The following is an 18737-nucleotide window of genomic DNA, read 5'->3' as shown; positions in this document are numbered from 1 at the left end:
CCTTCGGCGCTTCGCCGGCAATGCCGGCTCCTACAGTATCGTGCAGCCCTGTAGGAGTCGGCGTTGCCGGCGAAGAGGTCTGCAAGATCCAGCGTGCAAAACCGCTAATGCTCCGCCTTCACACCTTGCCTGGCAAACCGTATTTGTATCAGGCCTTTGCAGCCAACAACGCCTCGAGTTTCTCCTGATCCCGCGCAAACTGGCGGATGCCCTCGGCGAGTTTCTCGGTGGCCATGGCATCTTCGTTGGAGAGCCAGCGGAACTGGCTTTCGTCGAGTGTCAGGCGTGGCTCGCCAGCCTTGCCCGGGGTGAGCTTGCGCGCCAGGGTGCCCTGGTCATCGCTGAGCTGCTGCAGCAGCTCAGGGCTGATGGTCAGGCGGTCGCAGCCGGCCAACTGCTCGATCTGGCCGATGTTGCGGAAGCTGGCGCCCATGACCACGGTGTCGTAGCCGTTGGCCTTGTAGTAATCGTAAATACGCGTGACCGACTTCACGCCCGGGTCTTCGGCCCCGACATACTCCTTGCCGGTCGATTTCTTGTACCAGTCGTAGATACGGCCCACGAACGGCGAAATCAGGAACACCCCGGCATCGGCACAGGCAGCCGCCTGGGCGAAGGAAAACAGCAGGGTCAGGTTGGTCTGGATGCCTTCCTTTTCCAGCACCTCGGCGGCGCGGATGCCCTCCCAGGTGGAGGCCAGCTTGATCAGCACGCGGTCGCGGCCGATGCCGGCCTTGTCGTACAACTCGATCAATTGGCGCGCCTTGGACAGCAGGGCAGGTTGGTCGAAGGACAGTCGGGCGTCCACTTCCGTGGAAATACGGCCCGGGATCACCTTGAGAATTCCGCTGCCCACCGATACCGCGAATGCATCGCAGGCAAGGCCCAGGTCGCCCTTGCTGTGCTTGAGCGCGTCATCGAGCAGCTCGGCATAGCCGGGCATGGCGGCGGCCTTGAGCAACAGGGACGGGTTGGTGGTGGCGTCGACCGGCTTGAGCCGGCTGATCGCATCGATATCGCCGGTGTCGGCGACGACCGTGGTGAACTGCTTGAGTTGTTCCAGCTTGGAAGTCATGAGCGTGCTCTGTCCTGTGCGGTTGGACGACATTACCCGAGCGCTGCCGGCCGCTCAAGGGCTGTGCGGCAGGCTATCGGGGGAGGGTAACGATTGGAGTGTCCAGCCGCGCGCAGGTTCCTAGCGTCCTTCCAGCAGCAGCCCCGCCTGGTCGAGCAGGCCCAGGGGGTCGGTGCTCTTGTGGATGTCCACCGACAGCAGCTGGCGGAACTTGCGAGCGCCGGGGAAGCCCTGGCCCAGGCCGAGGATATGCCGGGTGACATGGTGCATGGCGCCGCCGTTCTGCAGGTGCTGGGCGATGTACGGGCGCAGCCTGGCCAGCGCTTCGCTGCGGCTGATCACCGGGGCGTCGCTGCCGAACAGCTGCTGGTCGACTTCGGCCAGTACATAAGGGTTGTGGTACGCCTCGCGGCCGAGCATCACGCCGTCGAAGGTCTGCAGGTGCTGCTGGCATTCGGCGAGGGTCTTGATGCCGCCATTGAGAATGAACTCCAGGTCCGGGAAGTCGGCCTTGAGCTGCGCGGCGACGTCATAGCGCAGTGGCGGGATCTCGCGGTTCTCCTTGGGCGAGAGGCCCTCGAGGATGGCGATGCGCGCGTGTACGGTGAAGCTGCGGCAGCCTGCGTCGCGTACCTGGCCGACGAAGTCGCAGAGCTCGGCGTAGCTGTCGCGGCCGTTGATGCCGATGCGGTGTTTGACCGTGACCGGGATCTGCACTGCGTCGAGCATGGCCTTGACACAATCGCCCACCAACCCCGGATGGCCCATCAGGCAGGCGCCGATCATGTTGTTCTGCACGCGGTCGCTGGGGCAGCCGACGTTGAGGTTCACTTCGTTGTAGCCGGCGTTCTGCGCGAGTACGGCGCAGGCGGCCAAGTCCGCCGGCACGCTGCCACCCAGTTGCAGGGCCAGTGGGTACTCGGCTTCGTCATGGCGCAGAAAACGCTCGGCGTCGCCATGCAGCAGGGCGCCGGTGGTGACCATTTCGGTGTAGAGCAAGGCATTGCGCGACAGCTGGCGCAGGAAGAAGCGGCAGTGGCGGTCGGTCCAGTCCATCATCGGCGCAACGCTGAAGCGGCGGGACGGCTCGGGCCGCGTATCTACAGGAGTTGTAACAGGTTCTGAGAGCATGTTCGTCTACGTGTGGTGCAGCCAATTCGGGGTGTTTCGGGCGATGGGCGTTCTGCGCTGACACCGCGTCACACCGGCCAGCCCCAAAAACACAAGTGCGCCAGTTTACCAAGAGTCTGCAACCTTCGCCTGCAAGCCCGTCATGCCGGCGCTCAAACGGCCGTGGGCGGGCTAGTCTGTTGCTGTCCCCTGCGCAATGTTCGGCCCACCCCCGCAGGTGAATCGAGGCGCGGCCATGAAGCCTGTCAGGAAAATCGGATTGCGCCCCAGCCTGCGACGGCTTGGGCCCGGGTTGATCACCGGCGCCGCCGACGACGATCCGAGCGGTATCGCCACCTATTCGCAAGCCGGCGCACAGTTTGGCTTCTCCATGCTGTGGACCGTGGTGCTGACCCTGCCCCTGATGATCGCGATTCAACTGGTGAGCGCACGCATCGGCTACATCACCCGTCGCGGCCTGGCCGCCAATATCAAGCACCACGGGCCAGCAGGTGCCTAGCTCGCCCACTTCGAGCCGCGAATCACCGCACAGAAATTCCCGGGCTTGAAGGTGGGGTCCTTGTCGGCCAGCACATCCGCCTTGACGTTGCCGAAGGTGGTCTGCGGCTTGTGGCGGATGCCGTCGTAGAAGGCCTGGATGATGTCTTCCTTGAAGTGCTCGCCCCGCGGGTGGGCGCTGACGATGGCTTCGCGCTCGGCAGCGCCGTACTGGCCGTGGGTCAGCCCCAACACGTCCATCTCGACCCCTGCCGTCACCAGCGCCACCACCGGGTGCATGTGCTCGGGTATGCCTGGGGTGGTGTGCAGAGCGATGGCGGTCCATACCGTATCGATGTCCTGCTGGGCGATGCCGTGGCCGCACAGGAAGTCGCGTGCGGCATTGGCGCCATCCACTTCGAAACGCTCGCAGGCGCTGCTGTGCTGATGGGTCAGGCCCATGTCGTGGAACATGCAGCCGCAGTACAGCAGCTCGGCGTCGAACTTCAGGCCGCGCTTCTGGCCCGCCAGGGCGGCGAAGTAGAACACGCGGCTGGAATGGTGGAACAGCAGGGGCGAGGCCGTATCGCGTACCACCTCGGTGATTTCGCGGGCGAGCTGGCTGTCGGGGATCTTGATGCCGTGGATGTCGAGTGTCATGGGGCAGGCTCCGGGTTGCGGTTCGCCTCCATTGTCAGCCTCGACACTGCTGTCCTCAAATGGCGTGATACGCCATATACTGCCATTTCACGTGAAATCACGACGCCTTGAGGTTCGCCCCTTAGCCATGACCAGAACCATTGCCGTACTCGCGCTGCCCGGTGTTCAACTGCTCGATGTGTCGGGCCCGCTGGATGTGTTCGCCCAGGCCAATGTCGAGGCGGGTCGGCAGGTCTACACGTTGCAGGTGGTGGCGTGCGAGGCAGGGCCCATTCACAGCTCGTCCGGTGCGCGGCTGTTGCCCGACCTGGTGGCAGGTGAGCCCGGGCAGCGCTTCGACACCTTGCTGGTGGCCGGTGCGCCGGATGCGGCGCGGATGCAACTGAACAACACGCTGCTGGCCTGGATCCGCGATTGCGCGGGCCAGTCGCGCCGCTTCGGCTCGGTGTGCACCGGCGCCTTCGCGCTGGCGGCCAGCGGGTTGCTGGATGGGCGGCGGGTGACCACGCACTGGGCCGCGGCACAGGCCCTGGCACAGCGTTACCCGAGCCTGAGCGTGGAAGAGGATGCGCTGTATGTGCGCGACGGCAAGCTGCGCACAGCCGCCGGGGTCACTGCCGGGCTGGACCTGGCGCTGATGCTGGTGGAGGAAGACCTGGGCCGTGAAATCGCGCTGCGGGTAGCGGCGCAACTGGTGATGTTCTTCAAGCGCCCGGGCGGGCAGTTGCAGTTCAGCCGCAAGGGCGAGGCGCAGCCAGCCGGGCGTTCGGTGTTGCAGCAAGTGCAGCGCTGGGTGGCCGCCAACCCGCAGCTGGCGCTGACAGTCGAGGCACTGGCCGAACATGCCGGGCTCAGCCCCCGGCATTTTGCCCGGCTGTTTCATGCCGAGGTGGGCGTCACGCCCGCAGCCTGGGTGGAGTCGGCGCGGGTGGCCGCTGCACGCGCCCTGCTGGAGGCCGGTGGTGATGCGCCCAAGCAGGTCGCCGCCAAATGCGGCTTCGCCAACGCCGACACCTTGCGCCGCGCGTTCTTCAAGCACGTGGGGGTGACACCTGCCGAGTACCGCAAGCGTTACGGGCACGGCGGGGCGTAGCAACGCTCAGTCGTGCTCCTGGCCCAGGTAGAGCAGCTCGCTTTCGAACAGGTTCTCCAGCATCTCACGCGTCAGCGGCTCCACCAGCGTGCCTGCATGGTGGGTGATGCGCAGGCTGGCGCCGGCCTGCTCCAGCGCATCGATGATTGCCAGCAGCGTTTGCTGCTGCGTCACCGTGCCTTGCTCGCTGGGCACCTCCAGGGCGAAGTCCGTGGTATCGAACAGCACGACCGGCGTTTGCGTGCCCACCTTGCGCATCAGCTCGCCGATGCTGTCGGCAGACCACTGGCGCAGCAGCTTGACGATCCCTGGCTTGTGGTCGGCGGCGGTGACGGCGATGGCGTATCGGGACATGGGGGCTCGCTTGAGTCGTGCAATAAAGGGCCGGCAAGGTGAATGCAAATAATGGCAAAAAGCCTTGAACCGATGACGGGTGCGGCGGTCCGACCTCAGGCCTGCTACCCTGTGGCCTTCACATTTCTCGTTTTGCCATAGGAACAGCGGGGCTATCAGATCACTGCACGTCGAAGCGTGCCAGCAATTCAAGGAGCTATTTCGTGGGAAGAACCCCCTCCAACGACACACCCGGGCATTCTCAGGCGCCGACCGTCGACGGCATTCCAGCTCCCAGCGGTGAAGTAAACCTGATCGATACCGACTACGTCGTCGGCCAGGACAATTTCAAGGGCGAGTTTTCCTTCTCGCTGGACATCCACGGCAAGGTGTTCCTCATCTCTGCCGCCACCATCTTCCTGTTCGTCATCCTCACCCTGGCCTTGCAGAACGAAGTCGAGCCGGTGTTCAGCGCCATGCGCAGCTGGTTGACCGCCAACCTGGCGTGGTTCTTCATGAGCACCGCGAACATCTTCGTACTGCTGTGCCTGGGCCTGATCGTCTCGCCGTTGGGCAAGGTGCGCCTGGGCGGGCGCGAAGCGGTGCCGGACCATTCCTATGTGGGCTGGTTCTCGATGCTGTTCGCCGCCGGCATGGGTATCGGCCTGATGTTCTATGGCGTGGCCGAACCGATGTCGCATTTCTCGGCCGCCATGGGCGGGGTCACCCTCGACGCCAACGGCGTGCGTACCGACTGGGCGCCGCTGGGCGGTGCAGGCGGTGATGCCAAGGTGGCGGCCGACATGGCGATGGCGGCCACCATCTATCACTGGGGCCTGCACCCGTGGGCGATCTACGCGATCGTTGCGTTGTCGCTGGCGCTGTTCACCTACAACAAGGGCTTGCCGCTGTCGATCCGCTCGGTGTTCTACCCGTTGCTGGGTGAGCGCGTGTGGGGCTGGCCGGGGCATGTGATCGATATCCTGGCGGTGTTCGCCACGCTGTTCGGCCTGGCCACTTCCCTCGGGATCGGTGCCGAGCAGGCGGCAGCCGGGCTCGAATACCTGTTCGCGATCCCCTCGACCAATGTCAGCAAGGTGCTGCTGATCATCGGCATCAGCATCATCGCACTGGGCTCGGTGCTGGCCGGCATGGACAAGGGCGTGAAGATGCTGTCCCAGGTGAACATGGGCCTGGCGTTGCTGCTGCTGGTGTTCATCATCGTGGTCGGGCCGACCCTGGCGATCTTCACCGGCTTCTTCAGAAACCTCACGGCCTACATCGAGTACCTGCCGGCGTTGTCCAACCCGGTGGGGCGCGAGGATGCCGAGTTCACCCAGGGCTGGACTGCGTTCTACTGGGCCTGGTGGATCAGCTGGTCGCCGTTCGTGGGCATGTTCATCGCCCGTGTCAGCCGTGGCCGCACGGTGCGCGAGTTTCTCATCGCCGTGTTGCTGGTGCCCTCGCTGGTGTCGGTGCTGTGGATGACCACTTTCGGCGGCACCGCCATCGATCAGACCGTGAACCAGCACTTTGCCGGCGTGACCGATGCGGTGCTGGAGCTCAAGCTGTTCGCGATGCTCAGCGGCCTGCCGCTCAAGGAGATCACCTCGTTCATCGGCATCGTGCTGGTGGCGGTGTTCTTCATCACCTCGTCCGACTCCGGCTCGCTGGTGATCGATACCATCACTGCCGGTGGCAAGGTGGATGCACCGGTGCCGCAGCGGGTGTTCTGGGCGGTGATGCAGGGCGTGATCGCGATTGCGCTGTTGCTCGGTGGCGGCTTGATTGCGCTGCAGGCGATGGCGGTGTCGACCGGCCTGCCGTTCGCCATCGTGTTGCTGCTCGGCTGTGTGTCGCTGGTCAAGGGACTGATGTCGGAGCCGCGCGGTTAAAGCCCGCCCGGCGCAGCAACTTTATTGTGGGGGCGTAGCAGCCGGCCTTGCCGGCGATGGCGTGCATGGCGCCCCTGGCCCGGCGTAGCCGGGCATCGCCAGCAAGGCTGGCTCCTGCACAAAGCCAGTTTGCTGGCGTTCAATCCCACAGCCGCCCGATTTCCATTCCCGCTTCGAACCGATGTGCCACCTGTGCCTGCAACAGCTCGGCCGTGGCCAACGCATCGGTCAGGGCATGGTGCGCGTGATAGGGCGGCAGGTGATAGCGCGCGCGGCTGTCGGCCAGGCGTATCGAGGCTGGCGGCCGGCGCAGCAGGCGGTCCCGCCAACTGCGTTTGCCACGGTGCAGCAGCGCTTCCAGCTGCATGGTGTCGATCACCGGAAACTCCAGCCCCTCACCCAGGTGCCGTCGCACCGCATTGTCGAGAAACCCGCGCTCCAGGTTGCGGTAATGCACCACCATCACATGCCCGGCCATGGCTCCCAGCAACGCGTTGAGCACATGGGGCAGGGTGGGCGCATGGCGGATGTCGCTGTGGGTGATGTGGTGGAAGGTCACCGACTCGTCGCTCAGTTCGGTGCGCGGTTTCACCACCCAGTAGCGCGCCTCGGCGCAGCGGATGCGCTGCAGGGTGAAGGGCATCAGGCCAATGCTGACAATGGCATCCTTCTGCGCATCCAGCCCGGTGGTTTCCACATCCAGCGCCAGCAACGGCACCTGCTCCAGGGGAGTGCCAGCCGGCACCACGCCGGCGGCATAGAAGTTCTTCAGCAGCGGGTTGCGCGCCTGGGCTGCCAATGCCTGAAAGCGCGTTGCCCAGTCGATACGGTCGATACCACGCGGCTTCATCGCGAGTGCCGCACGATGCCAGGGTAGCGAAAGCGCAGGAACTTCTGCGCATGGCTCAGCACCTGGAACGCTTCCTTGAGGTTGTGTCGCTCGCTGCTGGAGAAGCGCTCGGGCTCGATGTAGTTGTCCGGCTGCTGGCCGTTTTCGAGGGCGTCCACCTGGTGCCGAATGCGCACCATCGACAGGAACTCCAGCGCATAACGCAGGTGCTCGATGGCCGCCGGCTGCATCAGCTTGGTGGCGCTGATGGCTTCCAGGCGCTCGACCGAGTTCTGCGCGGTGCTGGCGCAGGCCAGGGCATGCACGCGAATCAGGTCGGTGAGCGGTGCGGTGCCGCGGCCCTTGAGGTTGATGATCTGTTTCTGGCGGCCGTCGGTTTCCATCACGAAGGTGCGGAAGAACCCCAGCGGCGGCGTACGGTTCAGTGCATTGCGCGCCATGGCGGTAAGAAAGGCGGGGCTGGCGCTGGACTTCTGCGCGCACAGGGTCTTGAGGGTTTCCACCAGTTCCAGCTGGCCATACACCCCGTCGAGGTCGAAGAAGATGCTGCTGTTGAGCAGGGTGGCCGCGTTGGGTTTGTCGATCCACTGGGTGAAGTAGCCCTTCCATACCCGCAGCGGCTGGCGCCACTGGTCGTTGGTGGCCATGATCCCGCCCTTGCAGTAGCTGTAGCCGCACGCGGCCAGGCCGTCGCTGACGAAGGTGGCGAGTTTGAGGAAGTAGGCGTCGTGCTGCACCGGGTCGAAGCTGTCGTCCAGCACCAGGGCGTTGTCCTGGTCGGTGACCAGCAACTGTTCGTCCCGCGCCATCGAACCCAGCGCCATGAAGCAGTACGGCACCGGCGGCGGGCCCAGGTCGCGTTCGGCCAGTTCCAGCAGGCGCTGGGTGAAGGCGCGCCCGATGCCGGAAATCGCGCTGCCGATCATGTGCGCGGTGGCGCCATCGCGCACCATGCGCACATAGGTGCCGCGCAGGTCGCGCAGCAGCGAGCGCAGGCCGGCCACGCTGTTCTGGTTGGAGATGCTGTTGACCAGGTGCAGGCTGCTCTGGGACTCGTGGCGGATGATGTCCGACAGGTTGATCAGCCCCAGCGTGCGGCCCTTGTGCACCACCGGCAGGTGGTGGATGTTGCGCCGCAGCATGCACAGCATGGCTTCGAACACCGAGTCGTTGGCCTGGATCACCACCGGATCGCTCGACATCACCGTGCTGATGGGCAGGCTGCTGCTGAGGTCGGCGGCCAGCACGCGGGTGCGCAGGTCCCGGTCGGTGACCAGCCCCAGCAGTTTGTCGGGGGCATCCGGTACCGGTTCGACCACTGCCACGCACGACACGCTTTCGGCGGCCATCAGGCGCGCCGCGTCCAGAATCGAAGTGTCCTGGCTCACCCACACCAGGCTGCGCGAGAGCAGGGTGCGTGCCTTGAGCTGGATCAGCTCGCTGGCGCGGCCCTGGCCTTCGACAGCGGACTTGAGACGCGAATGTCCTTCGGCCTCCACGAACTCGGCAAAGCTGTCGTGCTGCTCGCACAGTTCGGCAAACAGGTCTGCCGGAATGAAGTAGATCAGGCTGTCTTCCAGCGCCTTGGCCGGAAAGCGCACCTTGTTGCTGCGCAGCAACCCGGCCTGGCCGAAGATGTCGCCTTCGCCCAGGCGGTTGTAGAGCTCGCCGTTGCGCCGGTAGATCTCCACCGCACCGCTGCGCACGTAGTGCAGGTCCTGGATGCTGGCGCCTGCTTCCAGGATGGTGCTGCCGGCCTTGAAATAGCTCACCTGGATTCGTGGCGCAATGCCGTTGAGGGTTTCTTCGGGCAGGGCGTCGAAAGGGGCGAAACGGTGGAGGTGATCGCGAACCTCCAGAAGCTCGATCTGCATGCAACCTCGCTGAATGTGGGCGTGAAGTGGACCGGGGCTCAGGGCCGCATCAACGGCTCGACGCCGATCCAGGATTTTTTCGGGTGGTGGCACAGTTGCAGTGGCGCCACAGTAACCGACTGCCCGTCGATTTCCAACGTGCCCAGGTTGATCGTCCACTTGGCGTCGGCGTTGAAGTCCGGGGTGTTGAACGCGACGTAGACCGAGCCATAGCGGCTGTTGTTGGTGAGCTTGGGAATGCGCCGGTGCACCTCGTCACTGTTGATGTCGAACGGCGAGGGGCGCACGTAGTCCTTGCCCGAAAGCGGGAAGTCGTTGTTCAGCGCGCCCAGGTAAAGGTCCGGGCGGGCCGCCAGGCGCTGGCCATTCTCGAAGGTCAGGTAGGCCTTGCGGCTGTCGTACAGCATGGGGATGGGCGCTTCGCCCGACCCTGCCTTGAGAGGCTGCTGGCGATTCTTGTTGAAGCCGATCACCTGCACGTAGAACTCGCGCTGTGGCGAGCCATGGGGCACGCTGAAGTAACCCTGCGTGTAGGGTCGATCTCTCCACATCAGCGCATGGTCGTAGAGGTAGGTGTACAGGTAGAAAGTCTTGACCCCGTGCGCGGTCGGCACCTCGAACACCTGGCGCGACTCGCACAGGTCGGCATAGGCCGGGCGCTCTCGCGGGTAGGGCACGCAGGCGACGAGCAGGGCGCTCAGGGCAAGGGCAAGTGGAAAACGGTGGAACAGAACGTGCAACATGCCGGGCCTCCCTGGCTCGATAGCTCTGCGCAAGCAGTCAACGTGTAGTGTCGACGCCCTGTACTTGTCGAGGTTTTATCAGGCTTTGCGCCGGAATTCCGAACATTTCGTGCAACCGCCATATCATCGGCAGTGTCAGCGCTCTCGTTCCATTGAGTACTTCGTAGACCCGGTTCTTCCGGCCGATTGCCGGTACCAGGTCGGCGGCGCTCAGGCCGGACTGCTCCATTCTGAAGCGAATAGCCTCGATGGGGTCGGGCAGGTCGAGCGGAAACTGCTTGGTCTCATACGCCTCTATCAGCGTGACCATGACATCGAAGTAATCACCTTCGGGCGTGCCGGGTTCCGGCTCGTTGTCGAACAGCTCGGACACTGCGTTCAACGCGGCCTTGTAGTCCTGCTCGGTATGAATTGGGTGAATGTTCACAGGATCACTCCATCTCAACGGTGTCGGCGTCAATGCCATCGTATTGTTCGTGAGTACCGACAAACTTGATGTAGATGGCTTCGAAGCGATAGGCCACGGCAGCCACGATCCGATAGTCATTGCCTTTGATATTGAACACCACTCTGCGACTTTTGAGGATGCTGGCATTGCCGAACTGCGCCTTGATATCCGCAGGCGTGGACCATCTTGCCTGCCTGGCTTCGTCAATCCATGAGAGCAAGGGTTGCTTGGATGCAGGATGCTTCTCGGAAAATGCTTTCAGGTGACTGATTGCAATGATTCTCATAAGGCCCCATTCTGGTCCCAGTGTGGGACTTTTTCAAGCGCGACTTCCAGTTGTTCGTCGCTTGATGACGTCAGACGTTGCCCTCTGGACCACGAGCAACGCCTGAGTGTTATCGGCGAATGGCCAATGTTCAATTACCAGAGTGCAACGGTGTACGACAGGATCAGCCGGTTCTCGTCCAGGTCGTTGCCGAAATGCGTGGAGCGTACCGTGGCGTTGCGCCACTTCACGCCGACGTTTTTCAGCGGGCCGCTTTGCACCACGTAGCCGATATCGGTGTCGCGCTCCCACTCTTTGCCATCGGGCCGCCCCGCACCCAGGTCGATGCCGTCGCCGCGCAGGTAGCGGGTCATGAAGGTCAGCCCCGGCAGGCCCACGCTGGCGAAGTTGAAGTCGTAGCGGGCCTGCCACGAGGTTTCGTCCTTGTTGGCGAAGTCGCCGATCTGCACGAAGTTCACCAGGTAGGCATCGGCGCCGTTGAGGTAGGCAAAGCCGGTGTCGCCGCGCATGCGCTGGTAGCCCACACCGAAGGCGTGGCCCTGTATGCCATAGGTGAACATCGCCCCTAGCGCCTTGTTGTCGACGTTGCTGGCGCCGTCGTCGCTGGAGCGGGCGAACCGGATATCGCTTTTGAGCGACTGCCCCTCGCCCAGCGCCCAGGTGTGGTTCAGGCCCACGAAGTGCTGGCGGTAGAGGTTGTCGAGCGCACCGTAGCTGTAGCTGGTAGTCAGGCTGTCGGTCCACTTGTAGCTAAGGCTGGCGAAGTCGAAGCGATCGCTGTCGCTGCGCCGGGCCACGATGTTTTTTGCCGCGCCCGTGGTCACGCCCATGTCCTCGTAGTCGGTGGAGTCGCGCTGGTTGACCTGGCGCAGCCGGCCGATGTCGAGGTTCAGGTTCTCCAGCTCCTGCACGTTCAACTGCCCGCCGGAAAAGGTCTGCGGCAACAGGCGCGAGTCGTTGGGCATCAGCACCGGCAGCCTGGGTATCAGGGTGCCGACCTTCAACACGCTGTGACTGGCGCGCACCTTGGCGGTCAGGCCCAGCTCGCTGTACTCGCCCTGGGCACGGCGCGGTGCCTCGCGGTCACGCTGCAGCAGGCCGCTACCACTGCGTTCGGGGCTGGAATCGAGCTTGAGCCCGAGCAGGCCGATGGCGTCCACCCCAACGCCCAGGGTGCCCTCGGTAAAGCCGGACTCGTAGCGCAGCACAAAGCCCTGGGCCCATTCCTCGGCCTTGGACTGCGGGGCCTCGTGCTGGCGAAAGTCGCGGTTGAAGTAGAAGTTGCGCAGTTCCACGCTGGCCTTGCTGTCATCGACAAAGGCCGCGTTGGCCGTGCTGCAAACGCCGGCGAGTGTTGCCGTGGCCAGCAGGCCAAGGCTGAACGGTGGGAAAGTGCGGTGCATGGTAAATCCTCTTTTTTGTTTTTATGAGGTGCAGCGATGCCCGCACGGGCCGCCGTAGCGGCCCGTGACAGGGGTTGCAGTGGTTCAGTGGCTGACGGCGGTGGCGGCGCCCAGGCCAGTCTGTGCGCGCACGAACTGGTCGTCGAAGGCGGCACGTTCGCGGGCTGCGCGGGCGCTGCGGTCGAGCCTGGACACAATCACCGTGACCAGGAACGCCAGCGGCATGGAAAACAGTGCCGGATGGTCATAGGGATAGATCGCCTGGGCGTTGCCCAGCACCGACACCCACACCGCCGGCGACAGGATCACCAGCCCCAGCGCGGTGATCAGCCCGGCAAAGCCGCCGGCCAGCGCGCCGCGGGTGGTCAGGCCTTTCCAGTACATGGCCATGATCAGCACCGGGAAGTTGGTGGAGGCGGCGATACCGAAGGTCAGGCCCACCAGGAAGGCCACGTTCTGCTTCTCGAACAGGATGCCCAGCAGGATCGCGATGATGCCCAGGCCGACGGTGGCGATACGGGTCACGCGCATCTCGTCCTTTTCGCTGGCGGTGCCCTTTTTCCACACGGTGGCGTAGAGGTCATGGGAGATGGCCGACGCACCGGCCAGTGCCAGGCCCGACACCACCGCGAGAATGGTGGCGAAGGCCACCGCCGACAGGAAGCCCAGGAACAGGTTGCCGCCCACTGCCTTTGCAAGGTGCATGGCGACCATGTTGCCGCCACCGATCAGCGCGCCCTTGAGGTCGCCGTCCACGTAGAACTGCGGGTCGGTGCCGACGATGACGATGGCCGCGTAGCCCAGCACCATCACCACCAGAAAGAAGAAACCGATGAAGCCGGTGGCGTAGAACACCGACTTGCGTGCTTCCTTGGCGTTGGGCACGGTGAAAAAGCGCATCAGGATATGCGGCAGCCCGGCGATGCCGAACACCAGCCCCAGCGACAGCGACGCGGCGTTGATCGGGTCGGCCAGCATCGAGCCGGGGCCCATGATGCTCCAGCCTGTGCTGTGCACGTTCACTGCGCGACTGGCCAGGGTTTCCAGGCTGAAGCCGAACTCGGCCATGGCCAGCAGCGCCAGGGTGGTGCCACCGGCCAGCAACAGCACGGCCTTGATGATCTGCACCCAGGTGGTGGCGATCATGCCGCCGAAGATCACGTACACCAGCATCAGGGCGCCCACCACCATCACTGCGGTGCTGTAGTCCAGGCCGAACAGCAGCTTGATCAGTTGCCCGGCACCCACCATCTGCACCACCAGGTAGCAGCACACCACGGTCAGCGAGCCGAAGGCGGCGAAGGTGCGGATGCGGGTCTGGTCCAGGCGGTACGACACGATGTCGGCAAAGGTGTAGCGCCCCAGGTTGCGCAGGCGCTCGGCCATCAGGAAGGTGATGATCGGCCAGCCGACGAAGAACGCCACGGTGTAGATGAAGCCGTCGTAGCCCTTGGCGAACACCAGGCTCGACAGGCCCAGCAGGGTGGCCGCCGACATGTAGTCGCCGGCAATCGCCAGGCCGTTCTGGAAACCGCTGATGCCGCCGCCGGCGGTGTAGAAGTCGGAGGTGGAGCGGGTCTGGCGCGCGGCCCACCAGGTGATCGCCAGGGTGCCCAGCACGAACACGAAGAACATCGCGATGGCGTGCAGGTTGACCGGTTGTTTGTCGGCCACCAGCGGCGCCGCGAAAGCCGCCGGGGTCAGCAGCAGGCTGCTCAGCACTAGCAGTGCGGTGCGGTTCATTTCGACTCCTCCAGTACCTGTGCGCTGAGGCTGTCGAAGCGGGTATTGGCGCTGCGCACGTACCAGCCGGTCAGCAGCCACGACAGCACGATCAGTGCCGAGGCCACGGGAATGCCGAGGGTCAGTTGGCGACCGTCCCCCAGCGGTGTGTGCAGCACCTGCGGGTAGAACGCCACCACCAGCATGAACAGGTAGTAGGCACCCAGCACTGCGGCGCTGAGTGACCAGGCCAGGCGCGATCGGGTGCGCACCAGTTGCTGGAATTTGGGGTTGGCGCGGATGCGGTCGCAACTCTGCGCGTGATCGGTTGGGGCGTGCGTCATGGGTGGGGCTCCTTTGTTGTTTTTATTGCCTGGGGCGGGCCATCGACTTTGTTGCGGGTGTGGGGCGTCAGGGCGGCGGGCAGGGCTCGCAGCCAGACGGTAAATGCGGTGGGGCAGGCGCCGGCGCGCCGCGATCAGGTCGCGGGGCGGGGTAACGTGCGCGGGGGTGAGCCGAGGTTGAGCAGGCTCGTACAGGCAGGGGCGAGGCCCTGGTGAGAATTCGACATGTGTGGCACCCGTTGGCTGATTGTTAGCTCTTGATGTCAGCTGCCCCCTTGTCGGTGGCGGCAGCGCAGATGGCTCCGGGCATCTTATATAACAATGTCGGGTTGTTATGGAAGTACTACCTGCGACGTATGGTAATACTACTATACGTTGCGTCATAAAAAGCTTCGCCGGCAAGGCCGGCTCCTACATGATCACGGTAGGAGCTGGCCTTGCCGGCGAATGGCGTCGACGCGCTGTCGGAAAGATGCGCTCAGAACGCGAGCTTGTACCCGATCAGCAACAGCATCCCCGCCAGGCAAGGGCGCAGTACGTTGTCGGAAATGCGCCCGGTCAGGTGGCTGCCCAGGTAGATCCCCGGCAACGAGCCCAGCAGCAGGTAGCCCAGCAACGACCAGTCCATGTTGCCCATGCTGGCATGGCCCAGGCCGGCGACCAGGGTCAGAGGTACGGCGTGGGCGATCTCGGTGCCCACCAGGCGCCGGGTGACCAGGTACGGGTACAGCAGAAACAGCGCGACAGTGCCCAGGGCGCCCGCGCCAATCGAGGTCAGTGACACCATCACGCCCAGCACCACGCCAGTGACCACGGTAAGGGCGTTGAGGCTGCGTTCGCTGAGGTGGTAGCGGTCACCGGCGTGCTTGCTGGCAAACGCCTGCAACCGCGACTTGAACAGGATGGCCAGCGCCGTGAGGATCAGCACCACCGCCAGGCCCTGCTTGATCACGCCGTTGAGCGTCTGGGTGTCGGTATGCAGGGTGCTCAGAAACCACAGGGTCAAGGCCGCCGCTGGCACGCTGCCCATGGCCAGCAGCCCGGTGATCTTCCAGTCGATGTTCTTTTGCTTGCTGTGCACCCAGACGCCACTGGCCTTGGTGATGGCCGCATACAACAGGTCGGTGCCCACTGCAGTGGCCGGGTTGATGCCGAACCAGAGCAGGATCGGGGTCATCAACGAACCACCGCCAACGCCGGTCATGCCGACAATGAACCCAACAACCAGGCCTGCGATGGTGAAACCAAAAGAACCTACATCCATAAATACCTAAACACCCAGCGAGCCCGTGATCGGATGGCGCCAGCATAAAGGTTTTTTTATAGCCAAATAGACTTGTTCGTTATTAGTTTATAACCGTAACGCAGCAGGCGAGGGTGCCATCGACCGCCTGGGCGGCCGATGGGCGAGGGCGGGGGTCAGATCTTGAAGCTGTCTACCAGTTGCTTGAGGCGCCCGGCCTGACGCGCCAGGTCATCGCAGTGCTTGAGGGTGTCGTTGAGGTTGGCCACACCCTGCTGGTTGAGCACGTTGATCTGGGTGATGTCCAGGTTCAGGCTCTCGACCACGGCGGTCTGTTCCTCGGTGGCGGCTGCTACCGACTGGTTCATGCCGTCGATCTCGCCAATGCGCAGGGTCACGCTGGTCAGGCGTTCGCCGGCCTGGTTGGCGACCTGCACGCTCTGCTCGCTGGACACCTGGCTGGCGTTCATGTTGTGCACTGCCTCGCGCGACCCCACCTGCAGGGTGGTGATCATCTTGTGGATCTCTTCGGCCGATTCCTGGGTACGGTGCGCCAGGTTGCGCACTTCGTCGGCCACCACGGCAAAGCCGCGACCGGCTTCACCGGCCCGTGCTGCCTCGATGGCGGCGTTGAGTGCCAGCAGGTTGGTCTGCTGCGAGATGCCCTTGATCACGTCGAGGATCTGGCCGATGTCATCGGTGCTGGCGTTGAGGGTTTCGATCTGCTCGCACGACTCGCTGATCTTCTGCGACAGCGCCGTCATCGCGCTGATGGTCTCCTGCATCACCTGGCGACCATCGTTGGCCTGGTCGCTGGCACCGCTGGCATGTTGCGAGGCATCGGCGGCGTTGCGCGCGATCTCCTGGGTGGCGGCGCCCAGTTCGTTGATTGCAGCGGCCACGCTGTTGGTGCGCAGGCTCTGTTCCTCGGAGCCGATGATCGAGGCGTTGGAGGCGCTCATCACGCGTTCCGACAGGTCGTGCACCTGGCGGGTGGCCGAGGCCACTTCGGAAATCGATGCATGGATGCGCTCCACGAACTGGTTGAAGGCACCGGCCAGTTCGCCGAATTCATCCTTGTTTTCCACGGTCAGGCGCCGGGTCAGGTCGCCTTCGCCCTGGGCGATGTCCTGCATGGCGCGGCCCATGGTGGTGAGGGGGCGCATCAGCACCGGAATCAGCAGGCTCAGCAGGCCGGCGATGGCGGCCACGGCGATCAGCATGGCGATGATGGCCGAGGTGCGGAACTGGCTCAGCGGGGCGTAGGCCTTTGCCTTGTCGATGGACAGGCCGATGTACCAGTCGGCCGACGGCAGGCCGCTGACCGGGGCGAACGAGATGATCCGCTGTTCGCCGTTGAGGGTCACGTCGTGCAGGCCGGCGGCGACCTGCAGGTTGCTGCCGGGGTAGATGTCCTTGAGGTTCTTCATGGCCTGGTCGCTGTCCGGGCTGACGATCATCTGCCCGTCGCGGTCGACCAGGAAGGCGTGGCCGATACCGCCGAAGTCCACGGCATTGATGATATCCACCAGGGTGGCCAGGCTCAGGTCGCCGCCCACCACGCCGACCAGTTCGCCGTTGCTCTTGACCGGCATCGCAATGGTCACCACCAGCCCGCCGACAGCCGCCAGGTAGGGTGGGGTGAGCATGGGTTTGCCGGCGGCGACAGCGGCGGTGTACCAGGGACGCTGGCGCGGGTCGTAGCCGTCGGGCATTTTCGCGTCCGGGCGCTGGGTGAACACGCCGTTGGTCTGGCCCACATAGGTGAACTGGAAGTTCGATGTGAAGGCGGGCTGGTCGACCAGCCCGGGGAAGTCGGCATTGGCGCCCTGATGGGCGATGTTCTGGGCCAGGTTTTCCAGCACCAGGATGCGCCCGCTCATCCAGTTCTGCACACTGCTGGCTGTCAGCGCGCCGGCCTGGTTGACCGACGATTCGATGTTCTGGCGGATGGTGTTGCGTTGCAGGTAATCGTTGTAGAGGGTGAACAGTGCAAAGGCCAGCACGACGACTGCGCCGGCGCTGAGCAGGATCTTGTGGCGAAATTTCAGGTTCATGTTTCGAGACCTTTAGCCAGATAGGGGAAGTGACGGCGTCACGGGTCGGAGCCTTGTGAGCACCGCCATCGTGAATTGCACGCGACTGACCTTTCAGGTATCGGCTGAAACCACGAAATATTTACGTACCATTTTGACGCGGGGTCAGTCGGCCAGGGCTGCGGTCTGTCTCAGCAACCTCACCAGCTCCTGGGCAGCGCGTTGCAGCGGCTGTTGCTTGAGCCAGAAGGCATGCACCGGCAGGCGCAGTTCATTGCGGGTGTTGCGAAAATCCAGTTGCACCAGTCGCCCGGCCTTGAGCAGCGGGGCAATGCGCGACAGCGGGAAGTCGCCCCAGCCAAGCCCGGCCTCGACCATCTCGATGGCCATGCTCAGGCTGTCGGTGCGCCAGTGCGAGGCACCGATCAGCACGCGGGGGTCGAGCATCGGCAAATCGCGGCTGGCCACCACGATCTGGCGCACGTTGACCAGGTCTTCGAGATAGCGCACCTGCTCGCCCAGCGCGGGGTGATGGGGCGAGAGGGTGGCGGTCAGCGACTCCAGGCCGACCTGTTCGAAGCGCTGGCGCGGGTCGACCGTCAGCCCGGCAAACGCCAGGCACAGTTGCACGCGACCCTCGTGCAGCAGGTGCAGCGCATCTTCCTGCGGGGCGCTGAGCACCTCCACCTGCAGCAGCGGGTGGCGCTGGCTGATCTGGCCGATGGCCTGGAGCAGCGGCTGGTGATCGATGTCGGGCACCACGCCGATGGCCAGGGTGCTTTCCAGGCCCTGGGAAAGCTCGATGGCGTGCACCTGAAGCTGCGTCAGCTGGTCGGCGATCAGCCGGGCATGGGGCTCCAGCGCCAGGGCCAGCGGGGTGGGGCGGGTTTCACGGTGGGTACGCTCGAACAGGGCAAAGCCTAGCTCCGCCTCCAGGTTGGCGATGGCCATGCTGACTGCCGAGGGTACCCGCCCCAATGCCCGGGCGGCAGCCGAGAACGAGCCGCGGTCGAGCACTGCAAGAAACAGTTCGATAGTGTCGCTGGAAAAATTCATCAGCCTCTCCTTTCAGTAGATCTGATAGCTGCTGACTTTTTCTGTCAAGAAGATTGACGCATCCTGCC

The 18737-nt window shown here is 64.2% G+C and carries 18 protein-coding genes; 3 read left to right on the top strand and 15 right to left on the bottom strand.

The window, feature by feature from the left end; translation table 11 throughout:
- Window positions 1-148 precede the first annotated feature (148 nt).
- Window positions 149-1075, bottom strand: coding sequence for a transaldolase (gene tal, locus N0B28_RS17800; protein WP_043864539.1), 927 nt, complete (start codon window positions 1073-1075; stop codon window positions 149-151).
- A 120-nt stretch (window positions 1076-1195) separates the two neighbouring features.
- The gene (gene dusA, locus N0B28_RS17795; protein WP_275727879.1) at window positions 1196-2206 is read right to left on the bottom strand and encodes a tRNA dihydrouridine(20/20a) synthase DusA; all 1011 of its coding nucleotides are present in this window, start codon (window positions 2204-2206) and stop codon (window positions 1196-1198) included.
- Between the two features lie 259 nt (window positions 2207-2465).
- On the opposite strand from dusA, the gene N0B28_RS17790 reads away from it, so the two are divergent.
- Window positions 2466-2705, top strand: coding sequence for a divalent metal cation transporter (locus N0B28_RS17790; protein WP_275727876.1), 240 nt, complete (start codon window positions 2466-2468; stop codon window positions 2703-2705).
- On the opposite strand, the gene N0B28_RS17785 is transcribed toward N0B28_RS17790, so the two are convergent.
- The gene (locus N0B28_RS17785; protein WP_275727874.1) at window positions 2702-3343 is read right to left on the bottom strand and encodes an HD domain-containing protein; all 642 of its coding nucleotides are present in this window, start codon (window positions 3341-3343) and stop codon (window positions 2702-2704) included. The two genes, N0B28_RS17790 and N0B28_RS17785, sit on opposite strands and share 4 nt — an antisense overlap.
- Window positions 3344-3470: 127 nt before the next feature.
- On the opposite strand from N0B28_RS17785, the gene N0B28_RS17780 reads away from it, so the two are divergent.
- Window positions 3471-4436, top strand: coding sequence for a GlxA family transcriptional regulator (locus tag N0B28_RS17780; protein ID WP_100633170.1), 966 nt, complete (start codon window positions 3471-3473; stop codon window positions 4434-4436).
- A gap of 6 nt (window positions 4437-4442) precedes the next feature.
- On the opposite strand, the gene N0B28_RS17775 is transcribed toward N0B28_RS17780, so the two are convergent.
- Window positions 4443-4790 carry a hypothetical protein gene (locus N0B28_RS17775; protein WP_058541323.1) on the bottom strand — a complete coding sequence of 116 codons (348 nt, stop codon included), beginning with the start codon at window positions 4788-4790 and terminating at the stop codon, window positions 4443-4445.
- A 203-nt stretch (window positions 4791-4993) separates the two neighbouring features.
- On the opposite strand from N0B28_RS17775, the gene N0B28_RS17770 reads away from it, so the two are divergent.
- Window positions 4994-6664: a BCCT family transporter gene (locus tag N0B28_RS17770; RefSeq protein WP_275727871.1), complete on the top strand. Its 1671-nt coding sequence runs from the start codon at window positions 4994-4996 to the stop codon at window positions 6662-6664.
- 139 nt (window positions 6665-6803) lie between these two features.
- Here the strand turns inward: N0B28_RS17770 and N0B28_RS17765 are convergent, their stop codons facing one another.
- The 11 genes from N0B28_RS17765 to N0B28_RS17715 all read right to left on the bottom strand — a co-directional run bounded on the left by N0B28_RS17765 (window position 6804) and on the right by N0B28_RS17715 (window position 18669).
- On the bottom strand, window positions 6804-7514 hold the full coding sequence (locus N0B28_RS17765; RefSeq protein WP_043864532.1) for a 3'-5' exonuclease: 711 nt from the start codon (window positions 7512-7514) through the stop codon (window positions 6804-6806).
- The gene (locus tag N0B28_RS17760; protein ID WP_043864531.1) at window positions 7511-9388 is read right to left on the bottom strand and encodes a DUF294 nucleotidyltransferase-like domain-containing protein; all 1878 of its coding nucleotides are present in this window, start codon (window positions 9386-9388) and stop codon (window positions 7511-7513) included. The genes N0B28_RS17765 and N0B28_RS17760 overlap by 4 nt, the downstream gene beginning before the upstream one ends.
- Before the next feature lie 38 nt (window positions 9389-9426).
- Window positions 9427-10131, bottom strand: coding sequence for a hypothetical protein (locus tag N0B28_RS17755; protein WP_058541322.1), 705 nt, complete (start codon window positions 10129-10131; stop codon window positions 9427-9429).
- Between the two features lie 37 nt (window positions 10132-10168).
- Window positions 10169-10558, bottom strand: a complete 390-nt coding sequence (locus tag N0B28_RS17750) for a transcriptional regulator (RefSeq protein WP_043864529.1) — start codon at window positions 10556-10558, stop codon at window positions 10169-10171.
- Between the two features lie 4 nt (window positions 10559-10562).
- Window positions 10563-10865, bottom strand: coding sequence for a type II toxin-antitoxin system HigB family toxin (locus N0B28_RS17745; protein ID WP_054915303.1), 303 nt, complete (start codon window positions 10863-10865; stop codon window positions 10563-10565).
- 134 nt (window positions 10866-10999) lie between these two features.
- Entirely contained in the window at window positions 11000-12268 is a 1269-nt protein-coding gene (locus tag N0B28_RS17740; protein ID WP_054915302.1) for an OprD family porin, read from the bottom strand.
- An 84-nt stretch (window positions 12269-12352) separates the two neighbouring features.
- Entirely contained in the window at window positions 12353-14011 is a 1659-nt protein-coding gene (locus N0B28_RS17735) for a cation acetate symporter (protein WP_058541320.1), read from the bottom strand.
- Window positions 14008-14334, bottom strand: a complete 327-nt coding sequence (locus N0B28_RS17730; protein WP_043864525.1) for a DUF485 domain-containing protein — start codon at window positions 14332-14334, stop codon at window positions 14008-14010. The genes N0B28_RS17735 and N0B28_RS17730 overlap by 4 nt, the downstream gene beginning before the upstream one ends.
- A gap of 478 nt (window positions 14335-14812) precedes the next feature.
- Window positions 14813-15598, bottom strand: coding sequence for a sulfite exporter TauE/SafE family protein (locus N0B28_RS17725; protein WP_043864524.1), 786 nt, complete (start codon window positions 15596-15598; stop codon window positions 14813-14815).
- A 155-nt stretch (window positions 15599-15753) separates the two neighbouring features.
- Window positions 15754-17634 carry a methyl-accepting chemotaxis protein gene (locus tag N0B28_RS17720; protein WP_058541318.1) on the bottom strand — a complete coding sequence of 627 codons (1881 nt, stop codon included), beginning with the start codon at window positions 17632-17634 and terminating at the stop codon, window positions 15754-15756.
- A 144-nt stretch (window positions 17635-17778) separates the two neighbouring features.
- Window positions 17779-18669: a LysR family transcriptional regulator gene (locus N0B28_RS17715; protein ID WP_275727857.1), complete on the bottom strand. Its 891-nt coding sequence runs from the start codon at window positions 18667-18669 to the stop codon at window positions 17779-17781.
- Window positions 18670-18737 lie beyond the last annotated feature (68 nt).

Origin of the sequence: Pseudomonas sp. SD17-1, assembly GCF_029201585.1 — a bacterium.
Lineage (GTDB): Bacteria > Pseudomonadota > Gammaproteobacteria > Pseudomonadales > Pseudomonadaceae > Aquipseudomonas > Aquipseudomonas palmensis.
Note: the sequence above shows the minus strand (reverse complement) of the source record. Positions and strands in the feature narration are given on the sequence as shown.

Bases quoted from the DNA above. Each gene is read 5' to 3' on its own strand.
- N0B28_RS17765 (WP_043864532.1), bottom strand. From the start codon at position 7,514: ATGAAGCCGCGTGGTATCGACCGTATCGACTGGGCAACGCGCTTTCAG.
- N0B28_RS17780 (WP_100633170.1), top strand. From the start codon at position 3,471: ATGACCAGAACCATTGCCGTACTCGCGCTGCCCGGTGTTCAACTGCTC.
- N0B28_RS17785 (WP_275727874.1), bottom strand. From the start codon at position 3,343: ATGACACTCGACATCCACGGCATCAAGATCCCCGACAGCCAGCTCGCC.
- N0B28_RS17740 (WP_054915302.1), bottom strand. From the start codon at position 12,268: ATGCACCGCACTTTCCCACCGTTCAGCCTTGGCCTGCTGGCCACGGCA.
- N0B28_RS17755 (WP_058541322.1), bottom strand. From the start codon at position 10,131: ATGTTGCACGTTCTGTTCCACCGTTTTCCACTTGCCCTTGCCCTGAGC.
- N0B28_RS17745 (WP_054915303.1), bottom strand. From the start codon at position 10,865: ATGAGAATCATTGCAATCAGTCACCTGAAAGCATTTTCCGAGAAGCAT.
- N0B28_RS17725 (WP_043864524.1), bottom strand. From the start codon at position 15,598: ATGGATGTAGGTTCTTTTGGTTTCACCATCGCAGGCCTGGTTGTTGGG.
- tal (WP_043864539.1), bottom strand. From the start codon at position 1,075: ATGACTTCCAAGCTGGAACAACTCAAGCAGTTCACCACGGTCGTCGCC.
- N0B28_RS17720 (WP_058541318.1), bottom strand. From the start codon at position 17,634: ATGAACCTGAAATTTCGCCACAAGATCCTGCTCAGCGCCGGCGCAGTC.
- N0B28_RS17730 (WP_043864525.1), bottom strand. From the start codon at position 14,334: ATGACGCACGCCCCAACCGATCACGCGCAGAGTTGCGACCGCATCCGC.
- N0B28_RS17775 (WP_058541323.1), bottom strand. From the start codon at position 4,790: ATGTCCCGATACGCCATCGCCGTCACCGCCGCCGACCACAAGCCAGGG.
- N0B28_RS17760 (WP_043864531.1), bottom strand. From the start codon at position 9,388: ATGCAGATCGAGCTTCTGGAGGTTCGCGATCACCTCCACCGTTTCGCC.
- dusA (WP_275727879.1), bottom strand. From the start codon at position 2,206: ATGCTCTCAGAACCTGTTACAACTCCTGTAGATACGCGGCCCGAGCCG.
- N0B28_RS17715 (WP_275727857.1), bottom strand. From the start codon at position 18,669: ATGAATTTTTCCAGCGACACTATCGAACTGTTTCTTGCAGTGCTCGAC.
- N0B28_RS17735 (WP_058541320.1), bottom strand. From the start codon at position 14,011: ATGAACCGCACCGCACTGCTAGTGCTGAGCAGCCTGCTGCTGACCCCG.